The sequence below is a fragment of the Thioalkalivibrio sp. XN279 genome (assembly GCF_011089885.1).
GTDB lineage: Bacteria > Pseudomonadota > Gammaproteobacteria > Steroidobacterales > XN24 > XN24.
Window position 1 is genome coordinate 118,004 of sequence record NZ_JAANBD010000023.1, and the last position, 17,316, is coordinate 135,319.

The following is a 17,316-nucleotide window of genomic DNA, read 5'->3' on the forward strand; positions in this document are numbered from 1 at the left end:
TTATTCGGCAGTCGGCACCAGTGTCCACTGCTGCCCGCTGCGGCCGAGCTCGTAGCCGAACTCGAACAGGCGGGTCATGTAGTCGCGGTCGAAGGTCTCGGTCGGCTCGCCCGCGAAGCTGTCCGGGATGTAGGCGACGTGGTAGTTGAAGCCGTGCTCGCCCGAGACGGCATAGAGCTTGGCCAGGTCGCCGATGCCCTGCGCCCTGATGAGCGTCGAGACGGTGCGCGTCAGCACCGGCACCAGGCGGCGCGGCACGGCCTTCGCGTCCTGGCGGATGCGCGCATTGCGGATGACGTACAGGTCCGGCGTGCCCTGGACTTCGAGGTGCGTCATGACCTCGCCCCAGTCGATGCCGAGCGAGGCCAGGAACAGCTGCGAGGTGACGCCGCCGTCGACATGCATCTCGTCGTAGCGCCGGCCGTCCGCCTCGACCTCGATCATCACCGGCGGGAAGGCGCCGGGGATGGCGGTGGAGGCGAGGATGACGTCGTAAATGAGCTCCCGCGCCTCGGGTGTGCCGAGCGCCGCAATGCGGGTGAGGTCCCACACCACCGGGCGGCCGACGTCGAGATTGGTGGTGCCGACGAACAGCGAGCGCCCGCGGGCGCCCTCGGCGGCGATGGCGGCGATCACCTCGTCGTCGAGATAGCGGGCGATGAGCGTGCGCAGGCGAGCGGTGCTCAGGGCGGCGTCGCCGCGCAGGATCTGCACCAGGCCGCGCGATTCCACCAGGTCCTCGGTCGCGTAGCGGGTGTAGATTTCGCGCAGCGTCGCGTCGTAGGCCGGCCCGAGGAAGGCGAAGGGCGCGATCAGGGCGCCGGTGCTGGTGCCGGAGACGATCTGGAACTCGGGCCGCGAGCCGTGCGCGCTCCAGCCCGCCAGCAGGCCGGCGCCGAAGGCCCCGTTGCCGCCACCGCCGGAGAGCACGAGGTAATCGTGCTCGCGGCCCATCACGCCGCTGTGCGTCTGGCGCAGGGTCTCGCGCGGCAGGGTCAGCCAGGCCTGCAGCTCGCGCGGCGGCTCGTCGCCCCACTGGCGCGCCGCCGGGATGCCGGGTACCCGGGCGATGCCCGCCAACTCCGGCGGCGGCTCGAGCCGTTGCGGCGGCGCAGCGCAGCCCGCCAGGCCGGCGAGCACCAGGAGGAGGGCAGCGCGTGCCTTGTTGCACCTGAGGTTTCGACGCACGGGGGTCTCCTCGCTGCCTATCCGGCCATTCTGGTCTCGAGTTTGCCTTGCCGGCAATGCGCCATCCGCCCAGAATGGGGATCGTGAACCCAGGGGCGGATACCGGCATGCACTTTGGCGACGACGAGCTTAGCAGGCATTTCGGCCAGATCTGGCCGGTCCACGTGGAGCACTTCACCGAGTTGCTGATCGCGCTGCGCCGGGAATTCAACGGCGATCTCGATCGCATGCTGGTGCTGGGCGTGATCGGCATGCGGACGTTGCCGCCGCAGCGCGTCGCGGGCCGCTCCTTTGCCGAGTTCCAGGCCGGGCAGCTGGCCCAGCAGCCGCGGCCCATCAACGTGCAGTCCATCGCCGAGACCACCGGCATTCCGCGCGAGACGGTGCGGCGCAAGGTGGCGGAGCTCCAGGCCGCCGGCTGGATCGAGCGGCGCGACGACGGCCACCTCATGGTGGCCCCGCGGGCCCGCGAGGACCTTGCGCCCGCGACGCAGGCGACCATGCGCTACCTGGTCGCCGTCGGCGCGGCCTGCGTCGCGGCGGCAGGCTAGTCGTGCTGGAGAACGCATGCCCTTAGCCCCACGCCGGACCGAGCCGCGAGCCGTCGCGCGCGCCGCGCTGCTGCTGGTCGCGGCCGTGCTGCTCGCCGGCTGCCGCCCGACCGCGGCGATCAATGCGTTCAGCCCCTCTGATCACTATGTGAAAGAGCCGGACCAGGCTTACGGCGAAGATCCGCGCCAGCAGCTCGACCTGTACCGGCCGACGACGGTGGCGGACGAGGCGCCGGTGGTGGTGTTCTTTTACGGCAACGGCTGGCGCGAGGCGGCGCGGGCGGATTTCGAGTTTGTCGCCTCCGCGCTGGCGTCCGACGGCATCATCGTGCTCATCCCGGACTATCGCGCCCATCCCCAGGTGACCTTCCCGGCCTTCGTCGAGGACGGCGCCGCGGTGGTGCGCTGGGCAATGGATAACGTCGACGGCGTGGCCGACGGGGCGCGGCCGCTGTACCTCATGGGCCATTCTGCCGGGGCGCAGATCGCGGCCCTGCTGGCGCTCGATCCGCGCTATCTCGCCGCGGTCACCGGGACGCCGCCGCCACTGGCAGGCTTCATCGGGCTGTCCGGGCCCTATGATTTCCTGCCGCTGGAGGAGGGTTACATGCAGACCGTCTTCCCCGAGGACACGCGCCCGCAGAGCCAGCCGATCAATTTTGTCTCCGCTGACGCGCCGCCCACGCTGCTGGTCCACGGCACCGATGACACGCGCGTGCTGCCGGAGCACAGCCGGCGGCTGGCACAGCAACTGGAGGAACACGGCGTGCCCGTCACGCTGCGCATGTACGACGGCACCGGGCACGTGCGCGTGGTGGCGGCGCTGGCGCCGCCGCTGCAGTTCATCGACGACACCATGGAAGACGTGATCGCCTTCATCCGCGCACGGTGAGCCGGGCGGGGCTACACTGGGGTGCACATTCTCAAGACAAGAAGGTGCGTCATGGCCTTCCTTTCCGTGAATCCCGCCACCGGCGAGGAGTTCTTCCGCGCCGAGGGACATGAACCCGAACAGGTCGAGGCGATCCTCGACGAGGCGTCCCGCGCGGCGCCCGACTGGCGCGACCAGCCCGTCGCCGAGCGCGCCGAGCTGCTGCGGCGCGTGAGCCGCCTGCTGCACGCGCGGCGCGACGAGCTCGCCAACCTGGCGACGCTGGAAATGGGCAAGCTCAAGGCGGAGGCGCACGCCGAGATCGAGAAGTGCGCCGCGGCCTGCGATTACTACGCCGAGCATGCGGCGGACTTTCTCGCCGACGAGCGCATCGCCACCGATGCCGCCGACAGCCGCGTGGTCTACCAGCCGCTCGGCACGGTGCTGGCGGTGATGCCGTGGAATTTCCCCTTCTGGCAGGCCATCCGCTGCGCCGCTCCGGCGCTGGCGGCCGGGAACACCGTGCTGCTCAAGCATGCCTCGAGCGTGCCGCAGTGCGCCCTCGCCATCGACCAGGTGTTCGCCGAGGCGGGCTGCCCGGAGGGCGTGTTCCGCACCCTGCTCATCGGCAGCGATGCCGTGGAGATGGTGATCGCCGATCCGCGCGTGCACGCGGTCTCGCTCACCGGCAGCGACAAGGCGGGTGCGGCGGTGGCCGCGGTCGCCGGGGAACACCTGAAGAAATGCGTGCTCGAGCTCGGCGGCTCGGACGCCTTCATCGTGCTGGCGGACGCTGACCTCGACGCGGCCGTGGCCCAGGGCCTGAAGTCGCGCTTCCAGAACGCCGGCCAGAGCTGCATCGCCGCCAAGCGTTTCCTGCTGCATGCCGACATCGCCGATGCCTTCCTCGAGCGCTTCGTCGCCGGCGCCGAGGCGCTGGTGCCGGGCGACCCGGCGGCGGAGGACACCACGCTCGGGCCCATGGCGCGCACCGACCTGCGCGACGAGCTGGACGCGCAGGTGGAGGACGCGGTGGAGCACGGCGCCCGGGTCCTCACCGGCGGGCGGCCGCTGGAAGGCCCCGGGGCCTTCTATGCGCCGACGGTGCTGGACGGTGTCACCCCTGTCATGCGTGCCTGGAGCGAGGAACTGTTCGGGCCGGTGGCGACGGTGATGCGGGTCGAGGATGCGGAGCATGCGCTGGTCATCGCCAACGGCAGCCCCTTCGGTCTCGGCGGCGCGGTGTGGACGCAGGACCTGGAGCGCGGTGCGGCGCTGGCACGGCGGCTGGAGTGCGGCGCGGCCTTCGTCAACGGCATGGTGAAGAGCGATCCGCGCCTGCCGTTCGGCGGCGTGAAGGACTCCGGCTACGGCCGCGAGTTGTCGCGCCACGGGCTGCTGGAGTTCGTCAACGCCAAGACGCTGTGGGTGGGCTGAAGACGCGCCGCGGCTGGACGGCGGCGTTGCGGCTGGGGTAGTTTCGAGCATCGACAACCACAGGAGAATGACAGCATGAAGCAGAGTTTCGTGAAGGTCGTTGCCATCGTCTCCGTGATCGCCTTCGGCGCCACCGGGCTGGTTGCGCCGGCGCACGCCACCATTGTCGGCACGCAGACGGTGATGATGGAGTCCGAACGCGCCGCGACCGTGGCGCGCGTGCAGGCGGCACTGGACCGCGAGGCCGTGCAGGCGCAGCTGGAGGCGCTCGGTGTCGATACGGCCGATGCCAGGGCACGCGTCGCGGCGCTCTCCGACGCCGAGCTGCAGCAGCTCGACGGCCGCCTCGCCGAGTTGCCCGCCGGCGCCGGCGTGCTCGAGGTGGTCGGTATCGTCTTCGTCGTGCTGTTGATCCTCGAGATCGTCGGCGTCACCAACATCTTCAGTCGCATCTGAGAATCGCCTGCGACATCGGCAGCCGTGGCCCGGGACTGCCCGGGCGGCGGGTGCTGCTGATCTTGTCGATATTGCTCGCGCTGGGCGGCTGCGCCTCCCAGCGCGAGCTCGTCTCCGCGGCGCCGTCCATGCAGGACCGCAGCGCCCCGGTGGAGCTCGCCGACACCCCCTTCTTCCCTGACGACGCCCTGCAGTGCGGCCCGGCCGCACTGGCCACAGTGCTCGGCGCCTCCCAGAATGGTCAGCATTACAATGACTTACGGGGGTCAGACCCCGCAACGCTGGCGCGCGAGGTGTATACGCCCGGCCTCGGCGGCAGCCTGCAGCTGGAGCTGGTGGCTGCGGCACGCCAGCGGGGTTTCGTGCCCTACGCGCTGCCGCCCGAGGCCGACGCACTGTTCGCCGAGCTGGTGGCCGGGCGCCCGGTGCTGGTGCTGCAGAACCTGCGCCTGCGCACGCTGCCGGCCTGGCATTACGCGGTGGTGATCGGGGCCGATCCCGTCAACGAGACGGTGATCCTGCGCTCCGGCACGGAGAAACGCCTGGTCATGCCGGCCGGCAAGTTCATGCGCACCTGGGACCTGGCGGAGCGCTGGGGGCTGGTGCTGCTGCGGCCCGGGGAGCTGCCCGCCACGCTGGAGCGAGAGCGCTATTTCGCGGCGGTGGCGGGAGTGGAAGCGGCGGGACGCCACGCCGACGCGGCCCGCGCCTGGAGGGCGGCGCTCGGGCCCTGGCCCGACGACCCGGTGGCGCTGTTCGGCCATGCCACGGCCAGCCACCTGGCCGGCGACCTTGCCACGGCTTACGACGCCTATCTCGCGTTGCTGCTGCTCGAGCCCGGCCACGCGGCCGCGCTGAACAACCTGGCCAACCTGCTCGCGGGCCAGGGGTGCCGGGTGGCGGCGCACATCATGGCGCAACAAGCGCTGGAGTCGGCCACGCCCGACAGCGCGATCGCCGCAGCGGCGCGCGAGACCCTGCAGCGGCTGGAGGCGGATACCGTGCGGGGCGGGACCTGCGAGCTACCCTGAAGCTCAGTCCTCGAGCACGAAAGTGACTTTCATGAACACGCGGAATTCCTTCACCGCGCCGTTCTCGATCACCACTTCCTGTTCCTTGATCCACGCGCTCTTCACGTTCTTCAGCGTCTCGTTGGCGCGCGCGATGCCTTGCTTGATGGCGTCCTCGAAGCTCTTCGGCGAGGAGGCGCCGATCTCGGTGACTTTCACTACGGACATGGTCCTGTCTCCCGGAGTCGCCTGCGCGGCATGACTCCTGTTGCGAATGTAGGGAAAGTATAGGAGTCGCTCCCCGGTTTTTCCTGAGGCGGCCGGATACGGCCAGGCCCTATAATCCAGGCAACTTCGGGCGGCGCGGGCGCAAGCCATGACCAAGCTCAACTGGACCTCTCCCGGCGACCTGCCGCTGCAGGCACCGCAGCCCGACGTGCCGCTCAAGGTGCAGGCGCGCGGCGCGGAGCTCTACCGCGACCCGCTGCTCAATAAGGGCTCGGGTTTCACGCCGCAGGAGCGCGTCCTGCTCGGCCTCGACGGCCTTTTGCCCAGCCGGGTCAATACCATGGCGCAGCAGGCGCGCCGCGTGCACATGACGCTCGACCGGCTGCGCGACCCCTTCGACAAGTACCTCGAGCTTTCGGCCCTGCAGGACCGCAACGAGCAGCTGTTCTACCGCGTGCTGTGCGACCAGCTGAAGCAGCTGATGCCGGTGATCTACACGCCGACCGTGGGCAAGGCGACGCGCGAGTTCAGCCACGTCTTCCGCCGCGGCCGCGGTGTCTGGATCACGCCCGATCATCGCGGCCGCGTCGCGGACGTGCTGCGCAACGCCACCCAGGGCCGGCCGGTGAAGCTCATCGTCGCCACGGACAACGAGTCCATCCTCGGCATCGGCGACCAGGGCGCCGGCGGCATGGCCATCGCCATCGGCAAGCTCTCGCTGTATTGCGCCGCGGCCGGCATCCACCCCGCCTACACGCTGCCGGTCAGCCTCGACGTCGGCACCGACAGCGCCTCGCTGCTGGAAGACGAGATCTACCTCGGCTGGCCGGCGCGCCGGCTGCGCGGCGAGGCCTACGACGCCCTCGTCGAGGAGTTCGTCACGGCGGTGTGCGAGGTCTTCCCCGGCGCCCTGCTGCAGTGGGAGGACTTCCGCAAGGACAACGCCTCGCGGCTGCTCGATCGCTACCGCGACCGGCTGCCGTCCTTCAACGACGACATCCAGGGCACCGGCGCGGTGTGCCTGGCCGGCGTGCTCACCGGCCTCATGGGCTGCGGCGCCGAACTGGCCGAGCAGCGCGCCGTGGTGCTCGGCGCCGGCGCTGCGGGGCTCGGCATCACGCGCCAGCTGGCCGGCGCCATCCGCGACGCCGGCGGCGACGACTATCCCGTGGCGGTGCTGGACAGCCGCGGCCTGCTGGTGGGCGACAACTTCCGCGACGAGTACAAGGTCGAGCTGGCCTGGCCGACGGAGGTGTCGGTGGCACGCGGCTTCGGCGAGCAGGCGGGCGCGGACCTCCTCGAGGTGGTGCAAAAGTTTCGCCCCACCATCCTGGTCGGCGTCGCCGGGCAGCCGGGCGCGTTCACCGAGGCGGTGGTCAAGGCCATGGCGGAGAACACGCAGCGGCCCATCATCATGCCGTTGTCCAACCCGACCGATTACGCCGAGGCGCGGCCGGAAGAGATCCTGCGCTGGACCGAGGGCAGGGCGCTGGTCGCCACCGGCAGCCCCTTCGCCGACGTGGTCATGGACGGGCGGCGCCATCTCATCGGCCAGGGCAACAACGTCTTCATCTTCCCCGGCCTGGGCCTCGGCGCGCTGCTGAGCGAGGCGCGCCAGGTCTCCGACGGCATGATCGCCGCCGCGGCGCGCACGCTGGCCGACGTGGTGCGCCAGGAGTCGCTGGGCGAGAGCCGGCTCTACCCGCGGGTGGCCTGGCTGCGCCAGAGCACCCGCGCCGTGGCCACCGCGGTGATGCGCACTGCCGTCGCCGAGGGGCTGTCCCCGCCGCTGGACGAGGCCGACATCGAGCGGCGCCTGGACGCCGCCCACTGGGAGCCGGAGTACCCGCCTTACGAGGCGGGTTGAATTGGCAAGGAAAGTGTCCTGTTAAAGCAAGGCGCAAGGTCGCGATCGACGTCTTGCGCGCGGTGAATCCCTTTGGGGTGGCCAGCCGCCGGGTGTCCCGGCTGCCGGCCATGTACGCGCCCTAGGGGCTGCCCTTACCGGCGAACGTTACTGCCCGACACCGAGCTCCAGCTGCAAGAACACCAGGTTCTCGTCCGCGCGCGGCGCCTCGTCCGGCTCCGCCACCGCGATCCGCGCTGCATCCAGGCCGCCGCTCTCCACCAGGTAGTTGCGTACCGACGCGGCGCGTTCCATTCCGAGCAGGCGGAACTCCTGCGCCTCGACGGTCTGCAGCTCGAGCAGCGCCGCGCGCAGCGCCTCGATGTAGGCGGTCTCGTCCAGCACCGGCTTGTCGCTGCCTTCCGGAATCGACGAGTGCTCCGCCTGCAGCGTGGCCGGCGCCTCGGCCCCAGCGGCCTCGGCGTACATCGCTTCCATGATCAGCCGCACCGGGTCGCCGTCCTTGCCGCTGCCTTCGCCGGCCTCGAAGCGCGCCGAGATGGCGTCGTCCAGCAGACGCTGGCGGATGGCGCGGCCGTCGCGAGCCTCGTCGAAGGCGGCGCCGATCTCGAGTTGCAGCTCGGGTCGCTGCACCAGCGCCTCGGCAAGCTTGGACAGGTCCTCCGCCTCGGGTCCGCGCAGGGTCACGTCGCCGGCGACGAAGCCGACGAATTCGAGGTCCGCTTCCTCCGCACCGCCGCCCAGCAGGGAGGCGAGGAAGCGGAACGGCGCGGTGACGATCTTGCCGAGCACGTTGCCCAGCGCCCTGAACACCAGCGGCGCATAGCGGAACTGCGGGTCGGTGATGTCGCCGGAGACCGGCACCTCGAGGTCGATGCGGCCCTGCGTGTCGGTCAACAGCGCGACGGCCAGGTCCAGCGGCAGGCTCATCGCGCCGGGCGAATCGACCTTGTCACCGAGCTTGAGGTCGTTGATCAACATGCGGTTCCGGGCCTCGAGCTGGCCATCGCGGATGATCCAGCTGAGGTCGACGTCAATCGTGCCCGCGGCAATTTCGCGGCCGGCGAACTTGACCGTGTAGGGCGTGAGGTCACGCATCTCGATGTTGCGGAAGTCGAGTTCCAGTTCCATCACGCGCGTCGGCTCGAACACGTCGAGCGTGCCGCGGATGGTGGCGGCGCCGTACTCGTTCACGTCGCCGTCGAACTCGACGCGCGCCGGGGTCGGGCTGCCGGACGTGATGGCCGCGATCGAGCCGCGCATCGGCTGCACCAGTGCGGCGAAGGGGATGGGCAGGCTGAGGTCGGTGAAGTCCATGGTGCCGTCCGCGATATCGACCCGCCCGACGCCGACAGCGAAGGGCTCGGCGGCCGCCCCAGCGTCCGGCGCCTCAGCGTCTGGCGCCCCGGCGTCCGGCGCCCCGGCGTCCGGCGCTGCTTCGCCTGCGGTGCTGCCCGGCGCGATCGCGGTGAGATTCAGGTCGCCGTCCTCGTTGACCAGTACCTTGAGGAAGGGCTCCGACACCGCCACCTTGCCGATGCGCAGGGCACGCCCCGCCAGCGACAGGTCGATGCCCTCCGCATCCAGCACCTGCCAGCCGACCAGCTGCGTTTCTTCGTCCGGCAGCCGGCTTTCGAGCGCGCGCAGCGCCGCCTTGCCGGTGAAGGCGAACGGCTCCTCGTCGCTCAGCGTGATGCGGCCCGCGGCATCGGCGAGCAGGCTCGCCACCTCGAGATTCATCGCCCCGTCGGTGTAGGGCAGCGCGGGGAGCAGGGACAGTCCCTCGATGCCGACGTCCAGCCCCACCTGCAGCGGCAAGGCGCGCACCGCGCCGGACACCGCCAGCGTGCCGCCGGAGGCCGCGGCGGCGTTGAGTTCCACGTCGGCGCGATGGCCGTCGGCGCTGCGGTAGTCGGTGACGGCCAGCACGAGGTCTTCCAGCGCGACCTGCACCGGGCGCGGCGCCATGCGATCCTCGAAGGCCACGCGGCCGCCGTCGATGCGCAAGGCGCCGAGCCGGATGGCGAGGCCGGACGCCGCTGCCTCACCGTCGCCGCTTTCCGCTTCGGGCCCTTCCGCGTCTTCCGTGGCCTCTTCCGCGGCGCTCCCCGGCGGCGTCAGCGCCGCCACCAGGTCGATGGTCCCGTCCTCCAGCTGGCGCAGCTCGAGGCCCGGCTGGGAGAGTTCGACGCTGCCGACGTCGAGCGTGCCCTGCGCCAGGTCGAACTCGATGCCGTCTGCCGCGGTGCGCGGCAGGGCGAGGAGCGGCGCGCCGGAGCTGCGCTGCGCCACCTCGAGGCCCGTCAGCGTGGCGCGACCGCGCTGCACCCGTAAGTCCAGCGCCTCGCTGCTGCCGTCCAGCGCGTAGTCGAAGCCCAGGGCCAGGCGTGCTTCCCCGGTGAAGGCGGCGTCATAGTCGTGGCGCACGTACTCCCAGAACGGCGCCAGCGCCAGGTTGTCCAGCTCGACGCTGCCGGCGGAAGCCAGCGGATCCACCGCGAAGCTGCCGTTCCAGCGCATCCTGCCGCCGCGTGGGCCGGTGACTTCGAGCGTGTACGCGCCTTCGCCCTCGGGCAGCGTGGCGAAGTGCTCCATGGCGAAACTGACCGGGCCGAAGGCCAGCGACCAGTTCTCGGGATGCGCCTCGTCGGCGACGGCGAGACGGCCTTCCACCAGCGTGACGTTGTGCAGCACCAGCCGCGGCGGGGCCGCATCCGGGTCGGGCTCGGCGGGCTCTGCCGGGGGCGGCAGGCGGTCGAACATGCGCTTGAAGTTGACGATGCCGTCGGCGCCGCGCTGCAGCCGCAGCTGCGGGTGCTCCAGCGCCAGCTCGCCGAAAGTCCAGGCCCGCCGCCAGGCGCTGGAGAGGGAGAAGTCCACCACCAGGCGGCGGAAGTCCAGCATCGGCCCCGACTCCGGGTCCTCGAGCGACAGTCCCTCGACCGTGAGCTTGAACAGGTAGGGGTTGAAGCGAACCTTCTCGATCGACAGGTCGACGCCGAGCCGTTCCTGCGCCAGCTTCGGCGCCTGGTTGTGCGCCAGCCAGGGCAGGAACAGGAAGCCGACGAGGGTGTAGGCGAGCACCGCCGCCAGCGCCCAGAGTCTCCATCCCTGGAGTTTCATCTTGCTGCGCCAGGCGGCGGTCATGGCGTGGGTCCCCGCGTCAATCCTCGATGATGAAGCTCCGCAGCTGCTCCGAGCGCGTCGGGTGACGCAGCTTGCGCAGTGCCTTGGCCTCTATCTGGCGAATACGCTCGCGCGTGACGTCGAACTGCTTGCCGACCTCCTCGAGGGTGTGGTCGGTGTTCATGTCGATGCCGAAGCGCATGCGCAGCACCTTGGCCTCGCGCGGCGTCAGGCCGGCGAGCACGGCATGCGTGGTCTCCTTCAGGCCCTCGCCGGTGGCCGAATCGATCGGGGAGAGCACCGAGGCGTCCTCGATGAAATCCCCCAGGTGCGAATCCTCGTCGTCGCCGATGGGCGTCTCCATGGAGATCGGCTCCTTGGCGATCTTCAGCACCTTGCGCACCTTGTCCTCGGGCATTTCCATGCGCACGGCCAGCTCGTCCGGCGTCGGCTCGCGACCCATCTCCTGCAGCATCTGCCGCGAGATGCGGTTCAGCTTGTTGATGGTCTCGATCATGTGCACCGGGATGCGGATGGTGCGCGCCTGGTCGGCGATGGAGCGCGTGATGGCCTGGCGGATCCACCACGTGGCGTAGGTCGAGAACTTGTAGCCGCGGCGGTACTCGAACTTGTCCACCGCCTTCATCAGGCCGATGTTGCCTTCCTGGATCAGGTCCAGGAACTGCAGGCCGCGGTTGGTGTACTTCTTGGCGATGGAGATCACCAGGCGCAGGTTGGCCTCGACCATCTCCTTCTTGGCGCGCCGCGCCTTGGCCTCGCCGATGGACATCTGGCGGCTGATCTCCTTGATGTCGGAGACCGAGAGGCCGTTCTCCTTCTCCAGGGCGATGAGCTTCTTCTGCGCCCGCTCGATCTCCGGGCGCAGCTTGCCCAGCTGCGAGGAGTGCTTGCGCTTGGCGCGGATCTGCTTCTCCAGCCACTCGGAGCCGGTCTCGTTCTGCGGGAAGCTGGCGAGGAAGTCCTTCTTCGGCATCCCGGCCTCGCGCACCGCCAGGGCCATGATCTGGCGCTCCTGGGTGCGGATGCCGGCGACGGCGCCGCGCAGGTTGTTGCCCAGCTCCTCGAACAGCTTCGGCGCCAGCTTCAGCTGCATGAACTCGTCCGTGAGCTGGGCGCGGGTCTTGCGTGTCTTGGCGTGGGCCGGGCCTTCCTTCGCCAGCAGGGTCTTCACCTGCTTGTGCAGCCGGCCGATCTTCTTCATGCGGCGGCTGACCTCGGCCGGATCCGGCCCGGTGTCGACCTCGGCGGCGGAGTCGTCGTCATCGTCGTCGTCGTCTTCGTCGTCCGCGGCCGCCTTCTTGCCCTTGCCCTTGGCCTTGGCCTTCTCTTTTTCCTTCGCCTTTTCCTTGGCCTTGTCGTCGGCGCGGTTGCCCGGCTGGGCCACCTCGTCGGTCTGGTTCGGGTCGATGAAGCCCACCACCAGGTCGGCCAGGCGCGCCTCGCCGGCCTCGACGGCGGCGTACTGGTTCAGCAGGTACTCGATGGTCCCCGGGAACTCGGACAGCGCGTGGCGGACCTGCTCCAGGCCCTCCTCGATGCGCTTGGCGATGCGGATTTCGCCCTCGCGGGTGAGCAGTTCCACCGTGCCCATCTCGCGCATGTACATGCGCACCGGGTCGGTGGTGCGGCCGAACTCGCTGTCGACGCTGGCCAGGGCCGCGGCCGCTTCCTCGGTGTCGTCGTCGTCGGCGGACACGGCGGTGTCGGCCAGCAGCAGTTCCTCGGCATCCGGCGCCTTCTCGTAGACCGTGATGCCCATGTCGTTGATCGTGTTGACGATGTCCTCGATCTGCTCCGGGTCGACGATGTCGTCCGGGAGGTGATCGTTGACTTCGGCATAGGTCAGGTAACCCTGCTCCTTGCCGCGGGCGATCAGCAGCTTGATCTGGGACTGCTTCTCATCAGGTAGGGCGTTGCGACGTTCGCTCACTCAGAGGCCCTCGTGCCGGTAAAAAACGAATCGCACAGTATAGCACCGTGCACACACTTTTCGACGCCTGAAGTCACCCCGGGGTTCCACTGCGGCGGGCCAGGCGGGCGTCCAGGGTCTTCAGCTCCGCGCGCTGCTCCGGGTTCAGCGGCTGCGCGCGCGAGATTTCGAACAGTTCTTCGTGGCGGAGCCGGATGCGCTCCTCTTCGAGGCGATCGAGGCAGTCCTGCAGCTCGGCGGCCGCCACGTCCTCGGTGGCCACCATTTCCGCCGTGGCCAGCTTCTGCAGGTGCGGGAAGGCGTCGTGTTCGCGCCAGCGCTCCAGCAGGCCGCCGGTGGTCATGCGCGGGCCGACGTCCGCCAGCAGCGCCTGCAGCAGGTCCATGCCGGGGCGCTCCAGCCCCGCCAGGCCTTCCGGCAGCTTCACCTGCGCGGCCTGGGCCGGGAAATGCACCACCAGCGCCACGGCCCGGCGTACCAGGCTGCTGCGCCCCGGCACCGGCCGCGGTTGCCGGGCCGGCCGGCCGGGGGCCTGCGGCGCGGCGCCGGCAGCGGCGTCCACGAAGCGTCCGTAGGCGGCCTCATCCATGCCGACAGCCCTGGCGATGCGCCGCACCAGCAGGGCGCGGAACACGCCTTCCGGCACCTTCGCCACCAGCGGCTTGGCCAGCTCGGCGAGCCGGGCGCGGCCGTCCATGCTGTCCATGTCGACCCGGGCGGCGAGCTCGTCGTGCAGGTAATCCGACAGCGGCAGCGCGCGCGCCAGGCGGGCGGTGAAGGCCGCAGCGCCCTCGGCGCGCACCAGCGAGTCCGGGTCCTCGCCCTCGGGCAGGAACAGGAAGCGCACCTGGCGCCCCTCGCCCAGCGTCGGCAGGGTGTTCTCCAGCGCGCGCCAGGCCGCTTGCCGCCCGGCGCGGTCGCCGTCGAAACAGAACACCACTTCCTCCGTCACCCGGAACAGCCGCTCCAGGTGCTCCGGCGTGGTGGCGGTGCCCAGCGTGGCCACCGCCCACGGGATGCCGGCTTCGCGCAGCCCGACCACGTCCATGTAGCCTTCCACCACCAGCAGGCGGTCGACCTGCCGCAGCGCCTGGCGCGCCTCGTACAGGCCGTACAGCTCGCGGCCCTTGTGGAACAGCGGCGTCTCCGGGGAGTTCAGGTACTTCGGCTCGTCCTTGCCCAGCACGCGCCCGCCGAAGGCGATCACCCGGCCGCGGGCGTCGCGGATGGGGAACATGACGCGGCCGCGGAAGCGGTCGTAGTGGCCGCCGCCGTCGCGCTCGATGAGCAGTCCCGCGGTGGCGAGGCGCCTGACGGTCTCCTCGTCGCGGCCGAAGCGCTTCAGCACCGCGTCCCAGGCCTCCGGCGCCCAGCCGAGGCCGAACGTCGCCGCCGTCGCGCCGCTCACCCCGCGCGCCTTCAGGTAATCCACGGCCGGGGCATGGCGCTTGAGCTCGTCGCGATAAAAAGCCGCCACGGCGTCGAGCAGGCCGTACAGGTCGACGCGCCGCTCGCCCTCCGGCGACTGTTCGCGCGGCACTTCCAGCCCGGCCAGCGAGGCCAGCTCCTCCACCGCCTCGGGGAAGCTGAGATGCTCGAAGTCCATGAGGAAGCCGAGCGCGGTGCCGTGGGCGCCGCAGCCGAAGCAGTGATAGAACTGCTTGTTCGGGCTGACGGTGAAGGAGGGCGTCTTCTCGCCGTGGAAGGGGCAGCAGGCCTTGTACTCGCGTCCGGCCTTCTTCAGCGGCACACGGGCGTTGATGACCTCCACGATGTCCGTGCGGCCCATCAGTTCGTCGATGAAGCTGGCCGGGATCAGGCCCATGGTCGCTCGCGTCGCGGCTCGCGCCACATGGCTGGGTGGAAGTGGGGGTTCGGGCTGTGCACCCGATATAAATAGCTCAGCCGAGCCTGCTTTTCACCTGCGCGCTCAGCGCCGCCATGTCGGCGCGCCCCTGGGCGCGGTGGCGCAGCTCCGCCATGACCTTGCCCATGTCCTTCATGGAGGTGGCGCCGGTCGCCGCGACCACTTCGTCCACCAGGGCCGCCAGCTCGGCTGCATCCAGCGGCTCGGGCAGGTAGGCCGAGAGCAGCTCGATCTCGGCGGACTCCTTGTCCACCAGGTCCTGGCGACCGCCGGCGCGGTACTGCTCCACCGACTCGCGGCGCTGCTTGATCATCTTCTCGATCACGCCCAGCACGCCGGCGTCGTCGAGCTCTATGCGCTCGTCGACTTCACGCTGCTGGATGGCGGCCAACGCCATGCGCACCACGCCGAGGCGGGCCTTGTCGCCGGAGCGCATGGCCTGCTTCATGTCTTCGCGGAGCTGGTTCTTGACGGACACCGTTCGGGTCCCGGGGGAAGGCGGGGGATCAGTACAGGCGCTTGCGCCGGGACTGCTCACGCTGCATGCGCTTCGCGTGACGCTTCACGGCTGCGGCCTTCTTGCGCTTGCGTTCCTGGGTCGGCTTCTCGTAAAACTCACGGCGACGAAGCTCGGTCAGGACGCCGGCCTTCTCACAGGCCCGCTTGAAGCGCCGCAGGGCGGCGTCAAAATATTCGTTTTCGCGTACGCGTACACCAGGCATTAAAGCTCACCATCCTAAAGGGTTGGGCTGGGTTGTCTGAAAAAACCGGCCACATGGGCCGGGTAAAGACCGACCATTGTAGCGGCGCCCCGGCATGAAAGCCAGTAGGGCGCCAGGAGACGAACTTGAAGGTTCTCGGCATCGAAACCTCCTGCGACGAGACCGGCGTGGCCGTGGTCGACTCGGAGGCCGGCCTGCTGGCCCACGCGCTCTACAGCCAGGTGCGGCTGCACGCCGAGTTCGGCGGCGTGGTGCCCGAGCTGGCCTCGCGCGACCACGTGCGCAAGCTCCTGCCGCTGGTGGAAAAAGTGCTGGCGGAGGCGGGCCTCGCCCCGGCGCAGATCGACGGCGTCGCCTACACCACGGGCCCCGGGCTGATCGGCGCGCTGCTGGTGGGCGCCTGCGCCGGGCGCAGCCTGGCGTGGGCCTGGGGCGTGCCGGCGGTGGGCGTGCACCACATGGAGGGGCACCTGCTGGCGCCCATGCTGGAGTCGCCGGCACCGGAGTTTCCCTTTATCGCGCTGCTGGTCTCCGGCGGCCACAGCATGCTGGTGGAAGTGCGCGGCCTGGGCGAGTACCGCGTGCTGGGCGAGACCCTGGACGATGCCGCGGGGGAGGCCTTTGACAAGACCGCCAAGGTGCTGGGCCTGGGCTACCCGGGCGGCCCGGCGCTGGCGCAGCTGGCGAGCAGTGGCGGGCCCGGCCGCGTCAGCCTGCCGCGGCCGATGCTGAAACGGCCCGGGCTGGACTTCAGTTTCAGCGGCCTGAAGACCGCCGTGATCACCGGAATCCGCGACCTGGAGCTGGACGAAAGGGCGAGGGCGGACGTGGCCTGGGAGTTCCAGGAAGCCATCGTCGAGGTGCTGGTGGGCAAGAGCCTGCGCGCCGTGCAGCAGACCGGCATCCGGCGCCTGGTGATCGCCGGCGGCGTGGGCGCCAACCGGCGGCTGCGCGAGCGCCTCGCGGCGGATGCCGCGGCGGCCGGCGCCGAGGTGTTCTATCCGCGGCTGGAGTTCTGCACCGACAATGGCGCCATGATCGCCTACGCGGGTATGCTGCGTCTCAAGGCCGGCGAGACCGCGTCATCCTCCATCGAGGCGCGAGCCCGGTGGGATCTTGAAACCCTGCGCCCGCCGGGCGCCAGCGTCTAGAGGACCTGGGTGGACACTATTTTCCTCAACGACCTCCGGGTCGAGACCGTCATCGGGATCTACGACTGGGAACGGCGCATCCGCCAGACCGTCAGCATCAACCTCGAGATCGCCGCCGACATCCGCCGCGCCGCGGCCTCGGACAGCATCGAGGACACGCTGAACTACAAGGCCGTGGCCAAGCGCCTGATCGAGTTCGTCGAGGGCTCCAGCTTCCAGCTGGTGGAGACCCTGGCGGAACGCATCGCCGGCATCGTGGTCACAGAGTTTGACGTCAGTCGCGTCAAGGTGACCCTCAACAAGCCCGGGGCGATCCGCGGCGCGCGCGACGTCGGCGTGTGCATCGAGCGGACCACGGCGGATTTCCATGCCTGAAGTCTTCGTCGGCGCCGGCAGCAACATCGAGCCCCGCAAGCACCTGGGGGCGGGACTGCGGGCCCTGGCGGAGCATTTCGGCCTGCTGCGCCTGTCGCCGGTGTACCGCAACAGCGCGGTCGGCTTCGAGGGCGAGGATTTCCTCAACCTGGTGATTTCCTTCGAGACCGAGGCGCCGGTGGGCGCGGTGGCGGCGGTGCTGGCGCGCATCGAGGCGGACAACGGCCGCCAGCGCGGCGAGGCGAAGTTCGCCCCGCGCAGCCTGGACCTGGACCTGCTGCTGTACGGCGACGTCGCGGGCATGGTGGACGGGATCGAGCTGCCGCGCGACGAGATCACGCGTTACGCCTTCGTCCTCAAGCCGCTGGCGGACCTGGTGCCGGACCAGGCGCACCCGGTGCTCGGCCGCAGTTACGCCGAGCTGTGGGAAGAATTCGACGACACGCGCCACCCCCTCGAGCGGGTGGCCGGTGACTTTGCCGCGGAGGTGGCACTATGAACAGCGGTACGAGACAT

At 70.2% G+C, this 17,316-nt stretch carries 16 protein-coding genes; 9 read left to right on the forward strand and 7 right to left on the reverse strand.

Annotation, left to right across the window (positions count from 1 at the left end; genetic code table 11):
• On the reverse strand, positions 1–1,188 hold the full coding sequence (locus tag G8346_RS03470; RefSeq protein ID WP_166048269.1) for a patatin-like phospholipase family protein: 1,188 nt from the start codon (positions 1,186–1,188) through the stop codon (positions 1–3).
• A gap of 107 nt (positions 1,189–1,295) precedes the next feature.
• Between G8346_RS03470 and G8346_RS03475 the strand changes: the two genes are divergently transcribed.
• The 5 genes from G8346_RS03475 to G8346_RS03495 all read left to right on the forward strand — a co-directional run bounded on the left by G8346_RS03475 (position 1,296) and on the right by G8346_RS03495 (position 5,534).
• Entirely contained in the window at positions 1,296–1,739 is a 444-nt protein-coding gene (locus G8346_RS03475; RefSeq protein WP_166048271.1) for a MarR family transcriptional regulator, read from the forward strand.
• 16 nt (positions 1,740–1,755) lie between these two features.
• Positions 1,756–2,631 carry an alpha/beta hydrolase gene (locus tag G8346_RS03480; RefSeq protein WP_166048274.1) on the forward strand — a complete coding sequence of 292 codons (876 nt, stop codon included), beginning with the start codon at positions 1,756–1,758 and terminating at the stop codon, positions 2,629–2,631.
• 51 nt (positions 2,632–2,682) lie between these two features.
• Positions 2,683–4,047, forward strand: a complete 1,365-nt coding sequence (locus G8346_RS03485; RefSeq protein WP_166048275.1) for an NAD-dependent succinate-semialdehyde dehydrogenase — start codon at positions 2,683–2,685, stop codon at positions 4,045–4,047.
• 75 nt (positions 4,048–4,122) lie between these two features.
• Positions 4,123–4,503: a PA2779 family protein gene (locus tag G8346_RS03490; RefSeq protein ID WP_166048277.1), complete on the forward strand. Its 381-nt coding sequence runs from the start codon at positions 4,123–4,125 to the stop codon at positions 4,501–4,503.
• A 50-nt stretch (positions 4,504–4,553) separates the two neighbouring features.
• A complete protein-coding gene (locus G8346_RS03495; RefSeq protein WP_166048279.1) occupies positions 4,554–5,534 on the forward strand; it encodes a PA2778 family cysteine peptidase in 981 nt (326 codons plus the stop codon).
• A gap of 3 nt (positions 5,535–5,537) precedes the next feature.
• Here G8346_RS03495 and G8346_RS03500 read toward each other — a convergent pair whose 3' ends face one another.
• Positions 5,538–5,741 (reverse strand): dodecin family protein, encoded by a 204-nt coding sequence (locus G8346_RS03500; RefSeq protein ID WP_166048281.1) that lies wholly within the window; start codon positions 5,739–5,741, stop codon positions 5,538–5,540.
• A 148-nt stretch (positions 5,742–5,889) separates the two neighbouring features.
• On the opposite strand from G8346_RS03500, the gene G8346_RS03505 reads away from it, so the two are divergent.
• Entirely contained in the window at positions 5,890–7,608 is a 1,719-nt protein-coding gene (locus tag G8346_RS03505; protein ID WP_166048282.1) for an NAD-dependent malic enzyme, read from the forward strand.
• A gap of 147 nt (positions 7,609–7,755) precedes the next feature.
• Here G8346_RS03505 and G8346_RS03510 read toward each other — a convergent pair whose 3' ends face one another.
• The 5 genes from G8346_RS03510 to rpsU all read right to left on the reverse strand — a co-directional run bounded on the left by G8346_RS03510 (position 7,756) and on the right by rpsU (position 15,274).
• Complete coding sequence (locus G8346_RS03510) at positions 7,756–10,755, reverse strand: DUF748 domain-containing protein (RefSeq protein ID WP_166048284.1); 3,000 nt, start codon at positions 10,753–10,755, stop codon at positions 7,756–7,758.
• Positions 10,756–10,771: 16 nt separating this feature from the next.
• Positions 10,772–12,685 carry an RNA polymerase sigma factor RpoD gene (gene rpoD, locus G8346_RS03515; protein WP_166048286.1) on the reverse strand — a complete coding sequence of 638 codons (1,914 nt, stop codon included), beginning with the start codon at positions 12,683–12,685 and terminating at the stop codon, positions 10,772–10,774.
• A 73-nt stretch (positions 12,686–12,758) separates the two neighbouring features.
• Positions 12,759–14,510, reverse strand: coding sequence for a DNA primase (dnaG, locus tag G8346_RS03520; protein ID WP_166048288.1), 1,752 nt, complete (start codon positions 14,508–14,510; stop codon positions 12,759–12,761).
• A gap of 76 nt (positions 14,511–14,586) precedes the next feature.
• A complete protein-coding gene (locus tag G8346_RS03525; protein WP_166048290.1) occupies positions 14,587–15,030 on the reverse strand; it encodes a GatB/YqeY domain-containing protein in 444 nt (147 codons plus the stop codon).
• Positions 15,031–15,058: 28 nt separating this feature from the next.
• Positions 15,059–15,274 carry a 30S ribosomal protein S21 gene (gene rpsU, locus G8346_RS03530; protein WP_166048292.1) on the reverse strand — a complete coding sequence of 72 codons (216 nt, stop codon included), beginning with the start codon at positions 15,272–15,274 and terminating at the stop codon, positions 15,059–15,061.
• 125 nt (positions 15,275–15,399) lie between these two features.
• Here rpsU and tsaD point away from each other — a divergent pair, with 125 nt between their 5' ends.
• From tsaD to folK, 3 genes are read left to right on the forward strand one after another with little or no spacing between them, the layout of a single operon-like run.
• The gene (gene tsaD, locus G8346_RS03535) at positions 15,400–16,425 is read left to right on the forward strand and encodes a tRNA (adenosine(37)-N6)-threonylcarbamoyltransferase complex transferase subunit TsaD (protein WP_166048294.1); all 1,026 of its coding nucleotides are present in this window, start codon (positions 15,400–15,402) and stop codon (positions 16,423–16,425) included.
• Between the two features lie 9 nt (positions 16,426–16,434).
• Entirely contained in the window at positions 16,435–16,800 is a 366-nt protein-coding gene (folB, locus tag G8346_RS03540; RefSeq protein ID WP_166048296.1) for a dihydroneopterin aldolase, read from the forward strand.
• Positions 16,793–17,299 carry a 2-amino-4-hydroxy-6-hydroxymethyldihydropteridine diphosphokinase gene (gene folK / locus G8346_RS03545; protein ID WP_166048298.1) on the forward strand — a complete coding sequence of 169 codons (507 nt, stop codon included), beginning with the start codon at positions 16,793–16,795 and terminating at the stop codon, positions 17,297–17,299. Before folB ends, folK begins: the two co-directional genes overlap by 8 nt.
• Positions 17,300–17,316: the final 17 nt, after the last annotated feature.